Annotated in this window: 17 protein-coding genes and 2 pseudogenes; 10 read left to right on the plus strand and 9 right to left on the minus strand. The window is 70.0% G+C overall.

Translation table 11 applies throughout. The annotated features are described in order from the left end of the window. Window positions 1-50 precede the first annotated feature (50 nt). Window positions 51-983: pseudogene (locus ABZX61_RS59855) on the minus strand (IS630 family transposase); the annotation flags it as partial. 820 nt (window positions 984-1803) lie between these two features. Beyond that, complete coding sequence (locus ABZX61_RS59860; protein WP_355210674.1) at window positions 1804-2259, minus strand: hypothetical protein; 456 nt, start codon at window positions 2257-2259, stop codon at window positions 1804-1806. A gap of 184 nt (window positions 2260-2443) precedes the next feature. On the opposite strand from ABZX61_RS59860, the gene ABZX61_RS59865 reads away from it, so the two are divergent. Further along, complete coding sequence (locus ABZX61_RS59865; RefSeq protein WP_355210677.1) at window positions 2444-3535, plus strand: aminoglycoside phosphotransferase family protein; 1092 nt, start codon at window positions 2444-2446, stop codon at window positions 3533-3535. A gap of 28 nt (window positions 3536-3563) precedes the next feature. Further along, the gene (locus tag ABZX61_RS59870; protein ID WP_355210680.1) at window positions 3564-4907 is read left to right on the plus strand and encodes an MATE family efflux transporter; all 1344 of its coding nucleotides are present in this window, start codon (window positions 3564-3566) and stop codon (window positions 4905-4907) included. Between the two features lie 6 nt (window positions 4908-4913). Here ABZX61_RS59870 and ABZX61_RS59875 read toward each other — a convergent pair whose 3' ends face one another. Both ABZX61_RS59875 and ABZX61_RS59880 read right to left on the minus strand, forming a co-directional pair. Continuing rightward, entirely contained in the window at window positions 4914-5513 is a 600-nt protein-coding gene (locus ABZX61_RS59875) for a TetR/AcrR family transcriptional regulator (RefSeq protein WP_350724486.1), read from the minus strand. Window positions 5514-5724: 211 nt separating this feature from the next. Beyond that, window positions 5725-5964, minus strand: a complete 240-nt coding sequence (locus ABZX61_RS59880) for a hypothetical protein (RefSeq protein WP_355210683.1) — start codon at window positions 5962-5964, stop codon at window positions 5725-5727. Window positions 5965-6251: 287 nt separating this feature from the next. On the opposite strand from ABZX61_RS59880, the gene ABZX61_RS59885 reads away from it, so the two are divergent. Both ABZX61_RS59885 and ABZX61_RS59890 read left to right on the plus strand, forming a co-directional pair. Continuing rightward, a complete protein-coding gene (locus ABZX61_RS59885; protein ID WP_350724484.1) occupies window positions 6252-7307 on the plus strand; it encodes an LLM class flavin-dependent oxidoreductase in 1056 nt (351 codons plus the stop codon). A 17-nt stretch (window positions 7308-7324) separates the two neighbouring features. Then, window positions 7325-8809, plus strand: coding sequence for an AMP-binding protein (locus ABZX61_RS59890; protein WP_355210686.1), 1485 nt, complete (start codon window positions 7325-7327; stop codon window positions 8807-8809). 327 nt (window positions 8810-9136) lie between these two features. Here ABZX61_RS59890 and ABZX61_RS59895 read toward each other — a convergent pair whose 3' ends face one another. Next, window positions 9137-9721 carry a TetR family transcriptional regulator gene (locus tag ABZX61_RS59895; protein WP_355210689.1) on the minus strand — a complete coding sequence of 195 codons (585 nt, stop codon included), beginning with the start codon at window positions 9719-9721 and terminating at the stop codon, window positions 9137-9139. A gap of 125 nt (window positions 9722-9846) precedes the next feature. On the opposite strand from ABZX61_RS59895, the pseudogene ABZX61_RS59900 reads away from it, so the two are divergent. After that, window positions 9847-10953, plus strand: a pseudogene (locus ABZX61_RS59900) (RNA-guided endonuclease TnpB family protein). A gap of 22 nt (window positions 10954-10975) precedes the next feature. Then, complete coding sequence (locus ABZX61_RS59905; RefSeq protein WP_355210692.1) at window positions 10976-12136, plus strand: cytochrome P450; 1161 nt, start codon at window positions 10976-10978, stop codon at window positions 12134-12136. A 16-nt stretch (window positions 12137-12152) separates the two neighbouring features. Here ABZX61_RS59905 and ABZX61_RS59910 read toward each other — a convergent pair whose 3' ends face one another. Further along, on the minus strand, window positions 12153-13310 hold the full coding sequence (locus tag ABZX61_RS59910) for a phosphatidylinositol-specific phospholipase C1-like protein (RefSeq protein WP_355210695.1): 1158 nt from the start codon (window positions 13308-13310) through the stop codon (window positions 12153-12155). 101 nt (window positions 13311-13411) lie between these two features. Then, window positions 13412-14320: a cyclase family protein gene (locus ABZX61_RS59915; RefSeq protein WP_185071702.1), complete on the minus strand. Its 909-nt coding sequence runs from the start codon at window positions 14318-14320 to the stop codon at window positions 13412-13414. 38 nt (window positions 14321-14358) lie between these two features. Between ABZX61_RS59915 and ABZX61_RS59920 the strand changes: the two genes are divergently transcribed. Next, window positions 14359-15501, plus strand: a complete 1143-nt coding sequence (locus ABZX61_RS59920) for a serine hydrolase domain-containing protein (protein WP_355210698.1) — start codon at window positions 14359-14361, stop codon at window positions 15499-15501. A gap of 15 nt (window positions 15502-15516) precedes the next feature. Here ABZX61_RS59920 and ABZX61_RS59925 read toward each other — a convergent pair whose 3' ends face one another. Continuing rightward, complete coding sequence (locus ABZX61_RS59925) at window positions 15517-16254, minus strand: SDR family NAD(P)-dependent oxidoreductase (RefSeq protein ID WP_350725322.1); 738 nt, start codon at window positions 16252-16254, stop codon at window positions 15517-15519. Beyond that, on the minus strand, window positions 16254-16844 hold the full coding sequence (locus ABZX61_RS59930; RefSeq protein WP_355210701.1) for an isochorismatase family cysteine hydrolase: 591 nt from the start codon (window positions 16842-16844) through the stop codon (window positions 16254-16256). Before ABZX61_RS59930 ends, ABZX61_RS59925 begins: the two co-directional genes overlap by 1 nt. Window positions 16845-17011: 167 nt before the next feature. On the opposite strand from ABZX61_RS59930, the gene ABZX61_RS59935 reads away from it, so the two are divergent. From ABZX61_RS59935 to ABZX61_RS59945, 3 genes are read left to right on the plus strand one after another with little or no spacing between them, the layout of a single operon-like run. Further along, a complete protein-coding gene (locus ABZX61_RS59935; protein WP_355210704.1) occupies window positions 17012-18742 on the plus strand; it encodes a serine/threonine-protein kinase in 1731 nt (576 codons plus the stop codon). Between the two features lie 53 nt (window positions 18743-18795). Next, window positions 18796-19158, plus strand: coding sequence for an OB-fold domain-containing protein (locus ABZX61_RS59940; protein WP_355210707.1), 363 nt, complete (start codon window positions 18796-18798; stop codon window positions 19156-19158). Next, window positions 19155-19478, plus strand: coding sequence for a VOC family protein (locus tag ABZX61_RS59945; protein ID WP_355210710.1), 324 nt, complete (start codon window positions 19155-19157; stop codon window positions 19476-19478). Before ABZX61_RS59940 ends, ABZX61_RS59945 begins: the two co-directional genes overlap by 4 nt. Window positions 19479-19480 lie beyond the last annotated feature (2 nt).

Below are 19480 nucleotides of genomic sequence, written 5' to 3' on the forward strand. Positions count from 1 at the left end.
ACCGGAAACTACACGATCGACATCAGCCGATCCTCCTTCCGTGTCTTCCACTCACTCCATGCGACCTCGTGTCGCACGATCGGGTTGGCCCAGGACGCGTAGGTCGGGGTGAAGTACAGCTCGACCTTGTTCGTCTTCGCCCAGTGGCGGATGTCGGCGCCTTTGTGGGCGGACAGGTTATCCAAGATCACGTAGAGCGGGGCGCCGTCCGGGCGGGCGGCGCGGATCGACTTCAGCGCGGTCAGCGTGTTCGCGGAACCCTTCCTGCGGTGGTTGACGCCCCACAGCCGGTTGTCGCCGATCGAGTAGCAGCCGTGGAAATACCGGACACCATGGGTGCGGTGGTAGGTGGCGGGCAGTCGGTCGGGGCGTTTGCGCTCGGCCCAGCCCAAGCCCGCGGTGGGACGGATCCCCAGTGGCCCGAACTCGTCGAAGGCGAACACCCGGTCGGGGAAGCGGTCAAGGACCTCCTCGATCCGGTCCAGCTTCCCCTCGCGGTCGGGGTCGGGAGATTCCTTCCAGGTTTTGGTGCGCTGGAAGGTGATGCCGCGGCGGGCGAGTAGGCAGCGTAACGCCTCGCGGCCGATCCGGATGATCCGGCCGTGGACCTTGCGCAGGTAGGCGACGAGCTTGCGCAGGGACCAGCGGGTGAAGGGCTGGCCGAGCTTGGTGGGGCGGGTGATGGCCGTCTGGATGACGAAGTCCTCCTCGTCAGAGCTGAGTTGGCAGGGACGGCCTCCCGCCCACCGAGGGTCCAGGCAGGCCAGGCCGATCTCGTTGAAGCGGTGGATCACATCCCGGACGGTGTCCTCGTCGGCCAGCACCAGCTGGGCAATCACAGGCACCCGGTTCCCGCCAGCCGAGGCCAGCAGCATCATCGCGCGCCGGTAGCGCACCGAGCTGGTGCTGCCCCGACGCACGATCTGCTGCAGCTTCTGCCCCTCCTGGTCGGTCAGTCCGCGCACATGGACAGGCTCGGCCACCGCGCCTCCAGCGGTCGGATCGGACGTCACCGCCCATCAAACCGCCACGATCACCAAACCGGCGAACCTATGCGGTCAGAGCACTAGAAACCGCCCCGCCACTTGCCGCCTCAACGCGTGGCGGGGACGTGCCGGCCAGTCAGCCTTCGGAGCATGCGGTCGTGTGGCCGAAACCCGGAAATGGCTCGCGGCACAAAGCGATTGGCCTGGCGCGGGTATGGTGTTCTGCATCCAGAGCGGAGGATCTTCCACCCGGGTAGCAAATTCTTCACCCGCGTATCAGGGTGTCCGCCGGTCCGCTCGTGAGCGGACCACTCGGCCACGGCCATCGTCTGGCCGCCTCGCAGGTCCTGAAGGTCGCCGGCGATCACGTCCCACCCACTGGTCCGGCCCGCCACGCCGATCGCGCTGAAGGGCCTGTCGCCTGTGTAGACGGTGGTCGGCAGGGTGGAGAAGCCCTGCAAGGCCGCGCCCACGGCATCGGTGAGGCCCCGGTGTGTCCTGCGGCGCGAGCACCCGGTCGGCCTGGACGGCCGCGGCGCGGCGCAGCCCGTTGGCCCCGACGTTGGTTTCCACCATCCCGGTGACCAGCACTGCGAAACCGACCGTGACCTGCACCGGCGCCGCTGTCGAGGCGGTGCGCCGCACAGCGGTCAATGCGCCCTGGCGCACCAGCATGCCGATCGCTCCACTCCGGACCGGCCACGACACGGCACGGCACGCACGAGCGGCGGGATGACCGCGGGCGCAAGCAGCGAGAGCGCAGTGGAAGATCCGCCGAGCCAGGGCATGGCGGCCTTGCGAGAGCGCCCGACCGAGATCAGCTTCTGGTCGATGCGCGGGAAGGGGAGTCTGCGCGTCCGAGGTTGATCATTGCCCGGTACAGGGCGGCGTGCGCGGGCGGGGCAGGGAGCGGGCCACGAGCCGGGGTCTGAAAGGACTGGATCATCAGGGCGAGAACGCGGCGCCAGGCGTCGGCGGTGGCGGTGATGACACCGGCGGTGGCCATGAGCAGCAGGGCCACGTCTTGCGGGGTGAAGTCGTCGCGCAGGTGGCCTGCGGCTTTGGCGCGGTCGATGAGGCTCACCACGCCGTCGTAGGCCTGGCTGCGGCGGCCCTCCAGGGCCTTGGCGGTGGGGAGGGTCATGGTCAGTACGTCGGCGAAGCCACGGTCGGCGGCTTGCATGGCGCACACCGTGTGGAGGTAGCCGGTGAAGCCGTGCCAGGAGTCGGAGTCGGCCAGGGCGGCGGCGACCGCGTCGACGTAGGCGTCCATGCGGTCGGCGAAGACGGCGGCGACCAGGTCGCCCTTGGCGGGAAAGCGGCGGAACAGGGCGGCGATGCCGACACTGAGGGCTGAAACGGGGCGCCAGTTCCCAGCGGCGAACCATGCCGAATCGTCGGCCCCAGCTGGCTCACCGCTCCATTTGGGTTTTGAGCTGGGGCCGGACCCTCGACCGGTGCCCGCAAGGCAAATCCCGTCACTCCTGCCGGTTTCTTGTAGGATCCCTCGGCAGGCAATCGAGCTGAGGCACGACAATGGCGGCCGGATGGGAGTTCCGATGGAGAGCATCACGAAGAACCGGCAGCCGCTGAAGACGCTTCGGGCGATGATCGAGCGAGCCTACGGGGCAGCCCGGGTGCCCGACAGCGACGAATTCGCCGAGGAAATCACGCACGGCTGGTTCAACGTGATCTACCACATCCGGCTCCGCGACGGGCAGCAGGTGGTGCTGAAAATCGCCCCTCCCGCGCACGTGCCGGTGCTGACCCGTGAGCAGAACATGATGCGCAACGAGCTTGCCGCGATGGCGCTGGTCCGGGACCGCACCGGGGTTCCGGTGCCGCGGGTCGATCACGCGGATCTGTCGCGGGAGCTGATCGACGCGGACTACTTCTTCATGGAGTACGTCGATGCCGACAACTTCGGCCTCGCGGCGGCAGCGGGCCACCTGACGGCTGAGGTCGTCACTGCGGCCGGACGACAACTCGGCGCGCTCAACCGGGAGCTGAACTCCATCGTGGGGCCGCGCTTCGGGCCGCTGGAAGGCCCGGGATCGGCAACCTGGCGAGAAGCGTTCACCACGATGATCGAGGACACGCTCACCGATGGCGCCCACGTCCAGGTCGACATCGGCTGGGACTACGACGAGATCCGCGCTGTGCTCGCCAAGAACGCGAGCACGCTCGATGCCGTGACCGAGCCCCGTTTCATCGAGGTCGATCTCTGGACGAAGAACTCGATGATCCGCGACGGTCAGATCGTGTCCATCCTCGACCACGAGCGTGCCGTCTACGGCGATCCGCTCATGGAGGCCGGACTCACCGGGATCGACCTGCCGGCCTTCGGAGATCCCACCGACTTCATGCAGGGATACGGGCTCGGCGAATTGTCCGAGGAGCAACGAGTGCGCCGTCGGCTGTACTCGCTGTACCTGGCCGTCATCATGATCGTCGAGACGAGGTACCGAGGTCACACCGACACCACGACCTACGACTTCGGCCGCGAGCAGCTTGATCTGCTGATGGCGCAGTTCGGCCGTACCCGGTGACACGCTGATGGGCCGGCGCGGACCGGCGGTGCGCGATCACACGCAATCGCTGGGCAGCCGCCCGATCGGGCGGCTGCTGTGGTGGACCTGCTCGCAGACGACGCTCTCGGTGGGCGTTTACGGGATCTACGCACTCACCAATGCTTGGTTCGTCGCCCGAGGCGTCGGCGAGACAGCGCTGGCAGCGGTCAACCTCGTCGCACCGGTCATCTTGATGCTGGGTGCGGTCTCGACGACCGTCGGGGTCGGCGGCGCGTCCGTGGTCTCGCGCAGCCTCGGTGCCGGCCGACCCGATCAGGCCGCACGCGCCGCGGGAAACGCGTTCGTCGTGTTCTGGCTCGTGGCGTTGTCCGTCACCGTGGCCGGTTTTCTCGCGCTCGATCCGCTGCTGACCCTGCTGGGTGGATCCGGTGCGACGATCGCATACGCGCGGCCCTACGCGGCAGTGATCATCGGCGGGTCGATCTTCTCGACCGGGTTCTCGGCTCTGGTGCGCGCGGAAGGGCGGCTGCGGTTCTCGACGATGCTGTGGGTCGTACCCGTGCTGGTGCAGATCGTCCTCGATCCGCTGCTGATCTTCGGCTGCGGCCTGGGTGTCGCCGGCGCGGCGCTCGGCACGGTCGGTGGCCAGGCCGTGTCGGCGGGCATGGCGGTGTGGTTCTTCTTCGTTCAGCGCGGTCGGCCGTACCGGATCCGGGCGGCTGACCTGCGCCCGCACCCGGCGACGATCGGGGCCGTGCTCGCGGTGGGCGCCCCCTCCTTCCTCGCCGGCTTCGGCGCCACGCTGCTGTCAGCACTGATCAACACGACTCTCGCCGCGACCGGCGCGGTCGCTCTGGCCGCCTACGCGGTGTGCGCGCGGCTGCAGACCTTCGTGTTCACGCCGCAGATCGGCATCACCCAGGGTATTCAGCCGATCGTCGGCTACAACGCCGGCCGCGGGTTGACCGGCCGTGTCGACCGGACTCTCACGCTGGCCATGCGAGCCACCGTCATCTACGGGGCGATGACAGCGGCGCTCATCGTCCTGCTCGCGCAGCCGCTCGTGGGACTGTTCATCGGCGATCCGGCAACCACGGCCGTCACGGTCGATGCGCTGCGCATCATCGCGATCGGATTCGTCTTCGCCGGCGTCCCACCTCTGATCTCCGCCTACTTCCAGTCCCTCGGCAGAGCCGCGCCGTCGTATCTGATCTCGATCGGCACGCTGTTGATCATCAAGGTGCCGCTTGTCCTGGCGCTCGGGATGCGCGGGCCGGGAGGGATCTGGATCAGCCTGCCGATCGGTGAAGCGATCTCGGTCGTGGCCGCCGCCGGCCTGCTGTGGAGGTTCGGCAAACCTGCGATCCCAGGGGCGCGAGCCGCCGCGTAGCGGTCATCAGGGCACCTCGACCAGGAGCATCTCGCTGAGCCGCTGCCGGAAGCGGGCACCCATGTCCACGCTGGTCGGGTCGAGGAGCCACTGCACCTGCAGGCCGTCGAGCAACGCCATGAGATCCGATTCGGCGCCCGCGATGCTCACTCCCGGCCGCACGAGCCCTCGGGCGTGGAGTTCCTCAAGCGCATCGCGAATATCCCGGCGGATATTCGTATACCGGTTGACGAAGTACGCATGCGCGGGGTGCGCCGGATCAGCGGCCTCGACCGACAGCATGGCGTACAGCCGCACGAGCTCCGGCACTGTCGCGTTGTATTCCACCAGTCGCGCCAGCCGGGAGAAATAGTCCAAGCCATCCGCCGTGGCGTCGAATTCGGCGAAGAACAACTCGCCGTTGACCCGATCCCGCTCTTCGAGCACGGCGGCGAGGAGAGCTTCCTTCGTCGGGAAGTGATGCGCCAGGCCCATCCGCGATACTCCGCAGTCCGCGGCGATCTGCACCATGCTCGCGTTGCGATATCCGACCGAGGCGAACTTGGCGAACGCGGCCTCGACGATCTCAGCACGTCGCCGTCGCCCCTTCGGATAGCCCGCCCTCATCGATCGACCCCCTTGGCGCATATCGGCCCCTTGACCGGCTCGACTGCAAAGTGTGGCAGCAAGGTGAGCAGCACCATCGAAGATACCCGCAGAACGCCGGCCTTCAGCGGCTCAAGGACACCCGAGCCGGCACAGCAGCGAAGCCTTGCCATCGACCCCGTACCGCGACAGCTCCGCCAGCCGTCACGGCGGCACCCTTGACCCATCCACCTCACCCCACATTCAACGCGGCGGTCTCGGTGGCCCGCTCCAACGCCCGCGTCATCTCCGGGCCCGACACCCGCACCGGCCCGCACCTCAACCGGTCCAGCTCCGGGACCCGCGCCCCCGCCGGCACCGTCAACAGCGAATCCGGCATCGCCCGCCGGCCGATCGTGGGCGACACGCCGAGGTGCTGCGGCGGCTTGGGACCTGTCCTCTCGCGGGCGGGAGAGGGCTCCAGCGAGCCCATCCGGTAACCACGCACCGGGCGGTCGGGTGGCGAGCGAAGCGAACGGGGTTTGGGTGGGCTCCAGCAGGTCAAGCCGGTGACCGGGCAAGGGGTGGGGGCGGGGTTTCGGGGGGTCGAAGGGGAGCGGAGCCCCTTCTGGGAGGCGCTGCCTGGAGCTCCCGTCGCGCGGAGCGCGCCCATTGGCGGAGGACCTTGCGTTTCGCCCGGTATTCCCTAGGGCAACCCTGGGCGGCGTGGTACGCTCCCAAGCGAGCGCTTGGTTTAGTTGCCTGCCGAGAGGTCGCCGCATGAAGTTCTCGACCTTCCACCTCTTCCACCGCTTCGACGGCCATGGCTTCAAGGACGTCTATGACTACCATCTGGAGCTCGTCGAGCTGGCCGAGGAACTGGGGTTCGACGGGGTACGGCTGGCCGAGCACCACTTCCGGGACTACGGCGTCGTCCCCAACCTGTTCACGATGCTGGCTCACGCCGCCGCCCGCACCTCCCGCATCCGGCTCGGCACGGGCATCGTGGTACTGCCCCTGCACAATCCGGTTCACGTGGCCGAGGAGGCCGCGATGGTGGACGTGCTCTCCGGAGGGCGGCTGGACCTGGGGATCGGGCGGGGGTATCAGAGCTTCGAGTTCGAGGGGTTCGGGATAGACCTGGCGGAAGCGCGCGACCGGTTCAACGAGGCGCTGGAGGTGATCCTCGGGCTCTGGACGCAGGACTCGTACCAGCATGAGGGGAAGTTCTACAAAACCGGCTCCGAGGTGAGCCTCGTCCCGAGGCCGCTGCAGTCGCCGCACCCGCCGCTGCACGTGGCGGCCGTCTCCCCCGAGACCGTGACCATGTACGCCGAGCGCGGGCTGCCCATTCTCGCCGACCCGGCGGCGCCGTTCCGCAAGGTCGTCAAGGCGGCGGAGACCTGGCGGGAGACGGCCGCGCAGGCGGGCCACCCCGAGGGCGCGGAGCTGGTGGTGGCGCGCAGCGTGTACGTGGCGCCGACGCTGGAACAGGCACGCGAGGACCAGGCGCGGTTCGAGGCGTCGTTCGACCGCTCGCGGATCTTCAACGAGCGCAGCGCCCCCATCGACCCGAAGACCGGCCGGGCCGCGCAGGGCTTCGAGTACTACCAGGACCGCTACCTCAAGGGCGGCACGCTGTCGACCGACTTCCGGTGGGAGCAACTGGACGTGATCGGGGACCCGGAGCGGGTGATCCAGCAGATCTCCCTCCTGCGGGACTCCGGCTTCTCGAACCTCCTGTGCGACTTCGGCAGCACCCGCCCGATGCCGCTGGAGGACATGAAGCGGATCATGCGCTTCTTCGCCGCCGAAGTCATGCCCGCGTTCCGGTAACCCCTCGGGAGGCTCAGATGATCCACAGCCTGTCCCTGTCAGACCTCCTCGCCGATCACGCCCGCAGCCGTCCCCAGGTCACGGCGGTGGTGGACGGGGATGTACGGCGTACGTACCCCGAGCTCGACGCCCGGGTGACCCGGCTCGCTGACGCCTTGGCGGGGCGGGGTGTGGCGGCCGGGGAGCGGGTGGTGTGGCTCGGCCAGAACTCCCACGCCGTGCTGGAGCTGCTGCTGGCCTGCTCTCGACTGGGCGCGATCCTCTGCCCGGCCAACTGGCGGCAGTCGGAGGACGAGCTGCGGTTCGTACTGTCCGATCTGACCCCAAAGGTCGTTGTATGGGAGCCTTCGGACGCCACCACGGCCGTGTCCGAGAGCACGTGGGTGCGGGCCGGGGACGAGTACGAGGAGCTGGTGGCCGGCGGATCCCCTAGGGACTTTCCGCAGGTGGACGACGGCGATCCGGTCCTCGCCCTCTACACCGCCGCCTTCGACGGACGTCCCAACGCGGCCCTGCTCAGCAGCGCCGCCCTGGTCGCCCACAGCGCCTCACTCCTCGTCGTACGCCAGATGGAGCCCGGCTTCACGTTCCTCAACAACGGCCCCCTCTTCCACGTGGGCACGATGATGTTCTGCCTGGCCACGTTCCAGATCGGCGGCACGAACGTGTTCACGCCCGCTTTCGACCCCGAAGAGGTCTGCCGCCTGATCGACGCCGAGCGGGTGACGCAGGCGTTCCTGTTCGGGCCGATGATCGACGCGGTGACGGCCGCGAACGCCGGAGGCAAGTACGACCTGTCGTCGCTGAGGTTCGTCTCCCATTCGGCCGAGTGGGACAGCATGATCACGGTGGACGACTCTCCCTGGTGCCGGTCCAAGATGGGCGGGTACGGGCAGACCGAGGTCGGCGGGATGCTCACGTTCCTCGGGCTGGCCGATGGGGGCTCGGGGTTCGCGGGACGTCCCTCTCCGCTGGTCCAGGTACGCATCCTGGCCCCGGACGGGACCGAGTTGCCGCCCGGCGAGGTGGGCGAGATCTGCGCCCGCGGCAAGACCCTCTTTTCCGGATATTTCGCCCGGCCCGACTTAAATACGGCCAAGTCCGCGTACGGCTGGCACCACACCGGCGACCTCGGCCGCCGCGAACCCGACGGCACCATCACCTTCATCGGCCCCAAACTCCGGATGATCAAATCGGGCGCCGAGAACATCTACCCGGCCGAGGTGGAACGCGCCCTCAAATCCCACCCGGCCGTGGCCGACGCCGCCGTCATCGGCGTCCCCGACCCCACGTGGCACCAGGCGGTCAAGGCCGTCGTCGCCCTCAAACCCGACGCCACCGCCACGGCGGACGAGCTCGTCGAGCACGTCAGGACGCAGTTGGCGTCGTACAAGAAGCCGAGCCACGTGGCGTTCGTGGACGCGATACCGAAGCGCGGCTTCACCCCTGACTATGACGCCCTGGACTCGGCACACGGCGGCGGCAACTACCCGGGCACCTGACCCCAGGCTGCCGCTACCGGCCAACGGCCGCAGGACGCGGGCGCATGGACGCGGGTGGACGGGCGCGGGCGGATGGGAGGGCACAGCCAGGCGGAGTGCCCGTCGGCCAGCGCCTGCGAGCGGGCATGCGCGCGGGAGGGCGGGCGCTGGACAGACGGGGGCGGCGGGCGCGGCGTGCGATGGCTGGGGGCTTGGCCGGGCGGGTGTAGCCGGACGAGCCCGGATGGACAGCGGGCCGGGCGGGCGCGTGAGGGCAGGCGTGGCCGGGTGGGCGTGGGCTGGGCGGATTGGGGCCAGGTGGGTGGTGGTCAGCCAGGTGGGTGGTGGTTACAGGGGGAGGCCCGCTTCCAGGTGAGCTAGGGCTTTGTCGAGTTCGACCGAGGCGTCCAGAGCCGGGTTCTTTACCAAGTCAAGCCAGACCGCCATGAGCACCCCCACGATCGCCCCCGTGACATTACGCAGCTCCGGATCGTCGGCCGGCCGGCCCTCCCGGGCTGCCAGTTGCTCGTGCATGGTCCTGACCACGCCGCTGATGTTGTCCAGGCTGGCCGCCCACAGCTCGGGCACCGTGAACATGAGCTTCTCCCGCTCCATGCTCTCGGCGAACTCCTCCGCCGTCTGCCCGGCCAGGATCACCCGCATCGCGGCCCTTACCGCCGGCACGGGCTTGAGGTGGGCTGGGACTGACTGGAGCGCCTCCATGAAGGGCGGGAACTGGTCGACCAGCACCAGGTCCTCTTTGGTGGCGAAGTAGCGGAAGACGGTGCTCGGCGCCACCTCCGCCGCCTCCGCGATCTGCTCGACCGTCGTCGCGGCGTACCCCTGCTCCTGGAAGAGCCGCAGCGCCTCCTTCTGGATCAGCGCCCTGGTCTTGGCCTTCTTCCGCTCGCGCAGGCCCGGACGATCGCTCATCAAATCTCCTTGAGCAAGGAAGCCCGTCCTTCAGGGCGGGGGTACGTGGAAACAATGCAGCGGCATCTAACATATGCACAGCGCGTAACTGATCGCGTACTAGAATTTTAACTGCGGCGCAGGCCGTGAAGCGGGCCTACCGATACCGCTTCTACCCGACCCCCGAGCAGGCTGACGAGCTTGCCCGGACGTTCGGTTGTGTCCGCCTCGTCTACAACAAGGCGCTGGAGGAGCGCACTCGCGCCTACGCCATCGAAGGGCGTCGCGTCTCCTACGGGGAGTCGTCGGCGGTCCTCACAGCATGGAAACGCAGCGGCGATTAGGACTTTCTGTCGCAGGTCTCCTCCGTGCCGTTGCAGCAGGCGCTGCGCCACCTGCAGGCCGCGTTCGCGAACTTCTTCGCCAAGCGGGCCAAGTACCCGACGTTCAAATCGCGCAAGAAGTCGCGAGTGTCGGCCGAATACACCCGCTCGGCCTTCCGCTGGCGCGAAGGCCGGCTGTGGCTGGCCAAGATGGACGCGCCGCTCGACATTCGCTGGTCGCGTCCGCTGCCGGAGGGCGTCGCCCCGTCCACGGTGACCGTCTCGCGCGATGCGGCGGGCCGTTGGTTCGTCTCCCTGCTCGTGGAAGAAACGTTCACTCCCCTCCCGCCGGTGGAGCAGGCGGTGGGGGTGGATGCGGGCATCACCGCTCTGGCCACGCTGTCCACCGGGGAGAAGATCGTCAATCCCCGCCACGAACGCCGCGACCGGCGCAAGCTGGCCAGGGCACAGCGGGCGCTTGCGCGCAAGGCCAGGGGAAGCGCCAATCGGGTCAAGGCCCGGCTCAAGGTCGCTCGCGTCCACGCCCGGATCGCCGACCGTCGCCGGGATTTCCTGCACAAGCTCACCACTCGGCTCGTCCGTGAGAACCAAACGGTCGTGATCGAGGACCTCTCCGTCCGCAACATGGTGAAGAACGGCAAGCTCGCCCGCGCGATCTCCGATGCCTCGTGGCGGGAGTTGCGGGGCATGCTGGAGTACAAGGCCGCCTGGTATGGGCGGGTGGTGGTCGTGGTGGATCGCTGGTTCCCCTCCTCCAAGCTGTGTTCGGCGTGCGGGGGCACGCAAACCGAAATGCCGCTGAACGTCCGGCAATGGGTCTGCGTGTGTGGCGCGACTCCGCATTCTCCGGTGTACGGCCTCCCGAGTCCAATCGTAGGAGAAGATGACGATTCGCTATACAACTCTTAATTGAGAGTCTACTCTCAAAATTATGAGACTTCCCATCGAACGCAACCAGGAGTGCCCCTTCGACCCGCCCGCGCGGCTGCGCGACCTGCCGCCGATGGCCCGGCTGGAGATGGCCGACGGGCATCAGGGCTGGCTGGCCACGACGATGGCGGCGGGCCGCACCGTGCTGGGCGACCCCAGGTTCAGCGCCAGGCAGGAGCTCAAGCACACCGCCGTGCACGTGGCGCGCCCCGGGGGTGCCGCCCGGCCCGCCCCGCCGGGGTTCTTCGCCGCCACCGACCCGCCCGAGCACACCCGCTACCGCCGCCTGCTCACCGGGCAGTTCACGGTGCGCAGGATGCGCCTGCTGGAGCCGCGCATCGAGCAGATCGCGGCCGACCATCTCGACGCCATGGCGAAGGCGGGCCCGCCGGTCGATCTGGTGACGGCCTACGCCCTGCCGATCCCGTCGCTGGTCATCTGCGAGCTGCTCGGCGTGCCGTACAGCGACCACGACTTCTTCCAGGACCGCAGCGCCGCCCTCGTCACCCCCGACAGGGACGGCGCGCAGGCGACGGCCGACCTCACCGCGTATCTCGGCGAGCTGGTACGCCGCAAGCGGGTCGAGCCGGGCGACGACCTGATCAGCGGCCTGACCGGCGAGCTGACGGACGAGGAGCTGACCTACGTCGCGCTGATCCTGCTCGTGGCGGGCCACGAGACGACCGCGAACATGCTGGCCCTGGGCGTGTTCGCGCTGCTGAAGGAGGGACTGCCTTTCGAAGAGGGCCCAGTGGAAGGCGCAGTGGAGGAGCTGCTGCGCTGGCTGTCGATCCTGCACCAGGGAGCGCCGTCCAGGGCGGCGCTCGAGGACGTGGAGGTGGCGGGCGAGCTGGTCAGGAAGGGGGAGACGGTCGCCCTGTCCCTGCCCGTGATCAACCGTGACGGAGCGGTGTTCGAGGATCCGGACGCGCTCAGGCTGGACCGGCCGGACGCGCGGCGGCACCTGGCGTTCGGCCATGGCGTGCACCAGTGCCTGGGGCAGCAGCTCGCCAGGAACGAGCTGCGCATCGGCTACCGGGCGCTCTTCGAGCGCTTCCCCGGCCTGCGGCTGGCCGTCCCCGCCACCGAGGTGCCGCTGAAGCACGACGCCTCGGTGTACGGGGTGAGATGCCTACCGGTGACCTGGCCGACTGCTGACTGAAAGGTGACCTGGCCGGCTACCGGCTGAGGTGCTCCAGGGTCTGGTCGCGGCAGCCGGAGGGGGCGTTCACCGGGTTGCAGCGGGCCGTGGCGCCGCCGGGCAGCTCCGCCACGTAGTCGCTGCCGTTCCTGGCGGACAGGCCGATCACGGGGAAGTCGGTGCTGACCATCTGCGCGCCGCTGTCCAGCGCCGCCTTCAGCCTGCTCGTGTCGCCCGACCTGGCCTCGGTGAAGGGCACGTCGGACCGGGTGCGTACGTAGTACCCCTTCCGTACGAGGTCCTGGATCTGCGCGGTGTTGGCGCCCTGCGGCTCGTTCCAGCCGACGAAGGCGGCGTCGGGGCGGCCCGGACGCGAGTTCGTGAACAGCACCCGTCCCTCCAGGCTCGGCCGGCCCGCCTTGTAGGGCGTCTGGATGTTCTCGCCCTGGTTGTCCATGAAGAACATGACCTTGCCCCGCGAGGAGGACAGCTCGGGCCAGCCGTGCTTGAGCACGGACTGTTCGAGGGTGAGCCCCGGCCGACGGACGTCGTCGGGCGTGATGAGCCGATCGCCGGGGAACACCGACCGGATCTCGGCGTCCAGGGCGTCCATCAGCGCCGTGTCCCACGCCGGGCTCTTGGCGCCGCCCATCGCCTCCTTGGCCGGGTCGGTGCTCTTGAACTCGGTGAGGATCGTCAGCGGCACGTGCCCGGGATGCGCGTCGGACCATTCGCGCACCTGGCGCAGGCAGGTGGCCAGGGCCGAGCAGTTGGTGCCGTAGTCGTGGTCGGCCCAGTGCAGCACCTTGAAGCCGGGCTTGGCGAGCGCGGGGTCGTTCAGCGGTGGCAGCCCGGCGTCCCGCCTGACCAGCGGGTTGGCGTAGAGGCCGCCCTGCGGGTCGGGGAAGACGTCCAGCTCGATGCCGCGCACGTGCTGGGCGCCGAACTGGTTCGGCAGGGCGGTGTGGGAGTACTGCAGGTTCCACCAGTTGGCGTCGGTCCTGCGCTGCACGTCCTTCTCGGCGTCGGTCAGCTCGCGGTGGTAGCTGTTGTGGGTGGCCATGGTCTGGATCTGGTTGATCCGCAGGTTCCCGCGTCCGGCCGTGGTGGCGGCTGTGGTGGCGTCCGCGGCGGGTACGGACGCGAGCGCGGTCAGGGCGGTGGCGGCGAGGCCGATCAGGGCGAGGCGGCGCATGGGTCTCCTAGCAAAAGGGTTTTACCGGGACAGACCATCGAAGTCAGGGGTTAACGGTCGATCACGAAATATCCAAACGAGCTAGGAAATATGCGGGAACGTCAGAGGATGGCCAGCGGGGTCACCGGGCTGCCCGTGCCGCCCTCGATCCTGAGCGGCGCCACCACGAACACGAACTCCGTACACCCCCTCTCCCCCAGCTCCTCCAGCCACAGCATCTCGATCAGGTGGACGCCGTGCCGGTGCAGCAGGATGAGGTGCAGGTCGTCGGCGAGGCCCTCGTCGGCGAGCCCGCGGGCGTTGAGCCCGCCGATGGCGGCGTTGTCCGAGGCCACCACGGACACGTCGTGCGCCGCGAGCCAGCGGCCCGCCTCCGCCGACAGCCCGGGCTGGCCCGACCAGTACTCCTCGCGCGAGCGCCCCCACACCGCGGGCCACCCGGTACGGATCACCGCGGCGTCCCCCGGCCGCGGCGTGGCGATCTCCGCCAGCAGCTCGGCCGGGATCCGGAAGTCGGCCGGCAGGTGGTCGAGGCCGAGGCGCCGGGGCACGTCGAACAGCACTCCCCTGGCCACCACGCCGCCCACCTGCTCGATGCCGCACCTGGTCGCCCCGTAGGAGCGGACCCGGGCCGCCGGGTGGCCGTTGTAGAGCTCGTCGCCGGACCACATGTGGCACAGCGCGTCCATGTGGGTCGTGGTGCCGTGGTGGCTGACGACCAGCGCGTCGTCGGCCACGTACAGGCCCTCCCCGATCGCGCGGGCGCCGGCCGCGTAGTCGCCGCCGTCCACGGACATGAAGTGCTGCGGCAACGGGCGGCCCGGCAGGTGCGGCACCGTCGTGGGGGCGGGCGAGGAGGTGGCGCCCCTGATCGGCATGGCCAGGCTCAGCACCTCGCCCGTGGTGGCGCTGCGCAGCGCGTCGAGCACCACGGCCGGGGTGAGGAGGTTGAGGGTGCCGCGCTGATCGTCTGGGCCGAATCGTCCCCAGTTGTTAGGCTCGTGAACCAAGTAAGCGCTTCCTTTCTCCTGTCTCACACGGAGGTGTGATGCACTGCGATCCGCGGTTCTCCCGCGTGCGCGAGGTGTTCGAGCGGCAGCTCGCCGACGGGGCGGAGCTGGGCGCCGCCTTCGCCGTCCACGTGGACGGCGAGCTGGTCGTGGACCTGTGGGGCGGCGTCGCCGACCGGCACACGGGCCGGCCGTGGGAGCACGACACGCCCGCCTTCGCCTACTCCTGCACCAAGGCGATCACCGCCACCGTGCTGCTTCAGCTCGCCGAGCGGGGGCTGGTGGACGTCCCGGGGGCCGTCGCGGACGTGTGGCCGGAGTTCGCGGCCCGGGGCAAAGAGGCGATCACCGTCGAGCACCTGCTCACGCACCAGAGCGGGCTGCCGGTGGTGGAGGAGCCGGTGCCGGTGGAGGAGTTCGGGGACCTGGCGGCCATCGCCGCCCGGCTCGCCGGTCAGGCGCCGCTGTGGGAGCCGGGGTCGGCGCACGGGTATCACGCGCTGTCGTACGGGTTCCTGGTGGGCGAGGTGATCAGGCGCGTGACGGGCAAGTCGGTCGGCGAGCTGGTGTCCGCCGAGATCGCCGGGCCGCTGGGGCTGGAGCTGTGGGTGGGCGCGCCGGACACGGTGATCGCCCGTACGGCCCGCCTCAAAGCAGGCGAAAGCCCCCAAACGGGTGCGGGCCCGGCACCCACCGAAGGGCAGGCCGAGATGGCCAAGGCCGCGCTCGATCCGCACAGCCTCATGAACCGGGCGCTCGGCAATCCCGGCATGCACCGGCTCAAAGGCGGCGCGAACCACCCCGTCATCCTGCGCGCCGGCTGGCCCGCGGCCGGGGTCGTCACCACGGCCAGGGGGCTGGCCGGGTTCTACCGGTCGCTGATCGCGGGCGACCTGCTGCGCCCCGAGACGCTGCGCGACGCCGTACGCCCCCGCGTGCACGGCCCCGACCGCGTCCTCTTCCTGGACACGTCGTTCGGCCTCGGCTACATGCGGCCGTCGATGACGTTCCCGATGCCGTCCGAGACCGCGTTCGGCCACTCCGGGCTGGGCGGCTCCCTCGGCATCGGCGACCCGGAGCGCGGGCTGGGCATCGGCTACGTCATGAACAAGATGGCCAACGCCGTCTCCGGCAACCTGCGCGGCCTGCGCCTGGTGCAGGCCGTCTACGACTCGCTCTGACCACCGCATGATCGCTCACTGCATCGTGACGCCGCCGCTCACCGACAGCGTCTGCCCGGTGATGTACGCGGCGCGGTCCGTACAGAGGTAGGACACCAGGCCCGCCACGTCGGCGGGCGTGCCGAGGCGGCGCAGCGGGATGCCCCGCGCGATCCTGTCCACCAGCCCCGGCTCGGCCGCCGACACCCGGCGGAGCATCGGCGTGTCCGTGGGGCCCGGGCAGACCACGTTGGAGGTGACGTGCGCCTTGGCGGCCTCCCGGGCGATCGTCTTGGCCAGGCCGAACAGGCCCGCCTTGGTCGCCGCGTACGCGCCCTCGCCGCCCGACCCCGCTCTGGCGCCGTCCGAGGAGATGAACACCAGCCGCCCCCGCCCCCTGGCCGCCATCCCCGGCAGCAGCAGCTTGGTGAGCAGCATCGGCCCGCGCAGGTTGACCTGCCACATGAGGTCCCAGTTCGCCGGGTCGCTCTCGGTGAACGGCTCCACGATCGACACCCCGGCGTTGTGCACCAGGATGTCCACGGGACCCACGGCGCCGCCGAACTCCGCGACGGACGCCGGCGAGGTCAGGTCGACGGCCAGCGCCCGTGCGCCGGGCAGGCCGGAGGCCACCTTCTCCGCGTTCGGCAGGTCCACGTCGGCGACGACGACCTCCGCGCCCAGCGCGGTCAGGTCCGTGGCGATGGCCGCGCCGATCGCGCCCGCTCCGCCGGTGACCACCGCGACGCGCCCGTCCAGGCGCAGCCCGTCCATCACTTCCACATCTCCACCAGGTCGGCGGTGGTGGCGCGAGTGGCGAGGAGGCTGATCGTGTGTTTCAGTACGGCCTGCGCGTACTCCTCCGGGATGCCCGCCACCGCGTCCCTGACCACGGTCACCCGGTAGCCCAGGTTGACCGCCTCCAGCGCGAGCCCGGGGATGCCGAGGTTGAGCGAGACCCCCAGCGCGACCACGTGGGAGACGCCCAGGGAGCGCAGCGTCATGTCGAGCGAGGTGCCGGTGAAAGGGGAGAACCCGTGGTGGCGGCGGCTCTCCAGGTCGCCGCCGTCCCACAGCTCCGGGAGGACCTCGGTGGCGGCCGTGCCCTCCAGCATGTGGCCGGGGTCCTTGAGCAGGGCGACGATGAACGGGCAGTTGTCCGTGTGGGAGCCGGACCGGTCGGGGCGGAAGGCCGCCGTGCAGTGGATCACCGGGATGCCGGCCGACCTGGCCGTGTGGAGGAGGCGGGCGGCGTTGGCGACGACGTCGTGCCGCGCACAGGCCTCCACCAGATCCGGAAATTTCGTGAGATCGCCGACGACGCCCCTTTGCATCTCCATCACCAGCACGGCCACGCGCTCCACGGGCGACCTCCGTCGATTTAGCCGAGCGCTTGCTTGGGACGCCTCAGCATATCACCCACGACACAGGGTTATTTCGCATTAACGCCCGGCGAAATATCTCCAGTCGTGACAACCCGAACCCCGGGTGAGACCGTCGAATCGATGACGGCTGCTGATGGGGGTTCGACTTGGTCCCTGGTTACCGTGAAGTTCGCCAGCTCGGCGCGGGCCGTACCGGCCGCGTGTTCCTCGCCACCTACCAGCAGACCGGCGCCTACGTGGCGATCAAGTACCTGAACGCCACCCTGCGCAGGGACACCGAGTTCATGGACCGCTTCCGGTCGGACACCCACGAGCTCGTCGAGATCGACGACCCCAACGTGGTCCGGCTCTACGAGTACGTCGAGACCCCCACCAGAGCGGCCGTCGTCATGGAGCTGGTGGACGGCGTGTCATTGCGTACGCTGCTGGACGAGCACCGCGGGATCAGCCCGGAGGCGGCCCTCACCGTGCTGAAGAGCACGCTGCTGGCCCTGGCCGCCGCGCACGAGCGAGGGGTGCCGCACCGCGACGTCAAGCCGGAGAACATCCTGGTCCAGGCCGACGGCACCAGCAAGCTGGCCGACTTCGGCGTGGTCGTGCACGCGGAGGAGCCGGGCGTGCCCGCGGGCAGCCCCGAGTACATGTCGCCCGAGCTGTGGACGCAGGACCGGGCGGGGCCGCCGGCGGACGTGTACGCGGCGGCGTGCGTGCTGTTCGAGGCGGTCAGGGGGCGACCGCCGTACCGGGCCGTCAAGGAGGGCGAGGACGGGGCGCTGGACGTCCCGGCCGTGCGGGACAAGCACCTGGTGGAGCCGGTGCCGCTGGAGGTCGCGCCCGACTCGCTGCGCGACCTGCTCAGGCGCGGGATGGCCAAGGACCCGGCGACCAGGTACGCCTCGGCCCGGCAGTTCGCGGCGGAGCTGGAGGAGGACGCGGTCGCCGGGTACGGCCCGGACTGGGAGAAGCGCGGGCGGCGGCATCTGGGCGAGCTGGCCACGCTGCTGGCCCTGCGCTTCCCGCTGGCCAGGACCGAGCGGGCCTCCGGAGCCACGACCACCCTCCGGGACCGGGTGCTGCGGATGCCCCGGCTGCCGCCGTACCTGTGGGTGGCGGGGGCGACGGTGGCCGCCGTGGCGATCTCGCTCATGATGTCGGGCGGGCGCATGCCTCCCGGGCCCGGCACGATCCTGATGCCGCCGCCCAAGACGGCACAGACCGAGCCGGAGCCGGCGCCCGTGGACGCGGCCACGCCCACCCGGACCCGGACCTCCGCGGCTCCCCGGCGCAGCACGCCCGCGCGCACGGTCTCCCCTCCTCCCAGCCCTCCTCCCACGGTGCGGCAGGGCGGGACCTCGGTGCCGCGTCCGACCGCGGTGCGGGCCGCCGGCATCGTGGGGTGGAGCGGCACGGCGGGGGCGATCACGGTCTCGGCGGACGGCACGGGGCCCGTACGGTTGCGGATCTCGTACACGCGGCGGGAGGGGGAGGGCGGGGCGGCCCGGACGGTGCGGCAGGAGACCCGGACCTTACGGGGGAGCACGGCTTACACCAGCGCCGTCACGCACGATCCTGGAGGCGTTTCCTGCGGGAAGCGGGTGTATGTCGGGATCGTGGTGATGACGGAGCCGGCGGCGGGGAACGGGCCGCAGGTGAGCGAGGTCGCCGTCGACGGTCCCGCCTGCCCCACGCCTACGCCGACTCCCCACCCGCCTACACCACCTACGCCTACGCCGAGTGAGGAGCACAGCAGGACGGCCGTCGGGACGCCTACGCCGTCGGAGGAATCTTTCGCCCGACCCTCGGACGAGCCCACCGGCCGGCCTTCCGAAGAGCCCATGGTGCTCCTCTCGACGCCCGAGGAGGAGCCACCCCTTTAGCGGCTGAGTGGGGGCCTTGTGGGGCAACCAAGCGTGCGCTAGCTTGGCAAGCGATGAGCGGTGACACCTCTGCGTACTGGGCCGCCTGCAGGCGCGGCGAGCTGGTCGTCCAGCGCTGTACGTCCTGCGACCGCCGCGTCCACCTCCCCGAGGCGGCCTGCCCCTGGTGCGGTGGCGGGGAGCTCGTCTTCGAGCCGGTCGAGGGCGAGGGCGTCGTGCACACCTTCACCGTCGTGCACCGCTCGTTCGCCCCCGCCTACCGGGGCCGGGAGCCGTACGTGATGGCCTGGGTGGACCTGCCGGCCGGCGTGCGGGCGTTCGGGCACGTGGTGGGGTGCGCCCCCGGCGAGGTACGCGTCGGCATGCCGGTACGCGTGACGTTCATCGACGAACTCCCCCATTGGAGGCCCGTGTGAAGCTCGGCAACGTGCTCATCCCCGTCGCGAACCTGGACGAGGCGATCGCCTTCTACGGGCTGCCGGTGAAGTTCAGGGACGGCGACAGGTTCGCGGCGCTCGACGGCGGCGGGGTCACCGTGGCACTGGCCGGGCCCGCGGAGCACGTCACGACCTCGGTCGCGCCGTCGTACAAGGTGGACGACGTGGCGGACGCCGTGCGGGGGCTGACGGAACGCGGCGGCGAGGTGGTGCGGGAGCCCGAGAAAGGGCCGCACGAGATCCGGGCGGTGCTGCGCGACCCCTCAGGAAACGTCTTCGTGCTCTATCAGCCCCTCTGACT

Source organism: Nonomuraea sp. NPDC003709, assembly GCF_040610775.1.
Classification (GTDB): domain Bacteria; phylum Actinomycetota; class Actinomycetes; order Streptosporangiales; family Streptosporangiaceae; genus Nonomuraea; species Nonomuraea angiospora_A.

Bases quoted from the DNA above. Each gene is read 5' to 3' on its own strand.
- ABZX61_RS59880 (WP_355210683.1), bottom strand. From the start codon at position 5,964: ATGGGCTCGCTGGAGCCCTCTCCCGCCCGCGAGAGGACAGGTCCCAAG.
- ABZX61_RS59875 (WP_350724486.1), bottom strand. From the start codon at position 5,513: ATGAGGGCGGGCTATCCGAAGGGGCGACGGCGACGTGCTGAGATCGTC.
- ABZX61_RS59920 (WP_355210698.1), top strand. From the start codon at position 14,359: ATGCACTGCGATCCGCGGTTCTCCCGCGTGCGCGAGGTGTTCGAGCGG.
- ABZX61_RS59910 (WP_355210695.1), bottom strand. From the start codon at position 13,310: ATGCGCCGCCTCGCCCTGATCGGCCTCGCCGCCACCGCCCTGACCGCG.
- ABZX61_RS59895 (WP_355210689.1), bottom strand. From the start codon at position 9,721: ATGAGCGATCGTCCGGGCCTGCGCGAGCGGAAGAAGGCCAAGACCAGG.
- ABZX61_RS59890 (WP_355210686.1), top strand. From the start codon at position 7,325: ATGATCCACAGCCTGTCCCTGTCAGACCTCCTCGCCGATCACGCCCGC.
- ABZX61_RS59885 (WP_350724484.1), top strand. From the start codon at position 6,252: ATGAAGTTCTCGACCTTCCACCTCTTCCACCGCTTCGACGGCCATGGC.
- ABZX61_RS59860 (WP_355210674.1), bottom strand. From the start codon at position 2,259: ATGGACGCCTACGTCGACGCGGTCGCCGCCGCCCTGGCCGACTCCGAC.
- ABZX61_RS59940 (WP_355210707.1), top strand. From the start codon at position 18,796: ATGAGCGGTGACACCTCTGCGTACTGGGCCGCCTGCAGGCGCGGCGAG.
- ABZX61_RS59925 (WP_350725322.1), bottom strand. From the start codon at position 16,254: ATGGACGGGCTGCGCCTGGACGGGCGCGTCGCGGTGGTCACCGGCGGA.
- ABZX61_RS59905 (WP_355210692.1), top strand. From the start codon at position 10,976: ATGAGACTTCCCATCGAACGCAACCAGGAGTGCCCCTTCGACCCGCCC.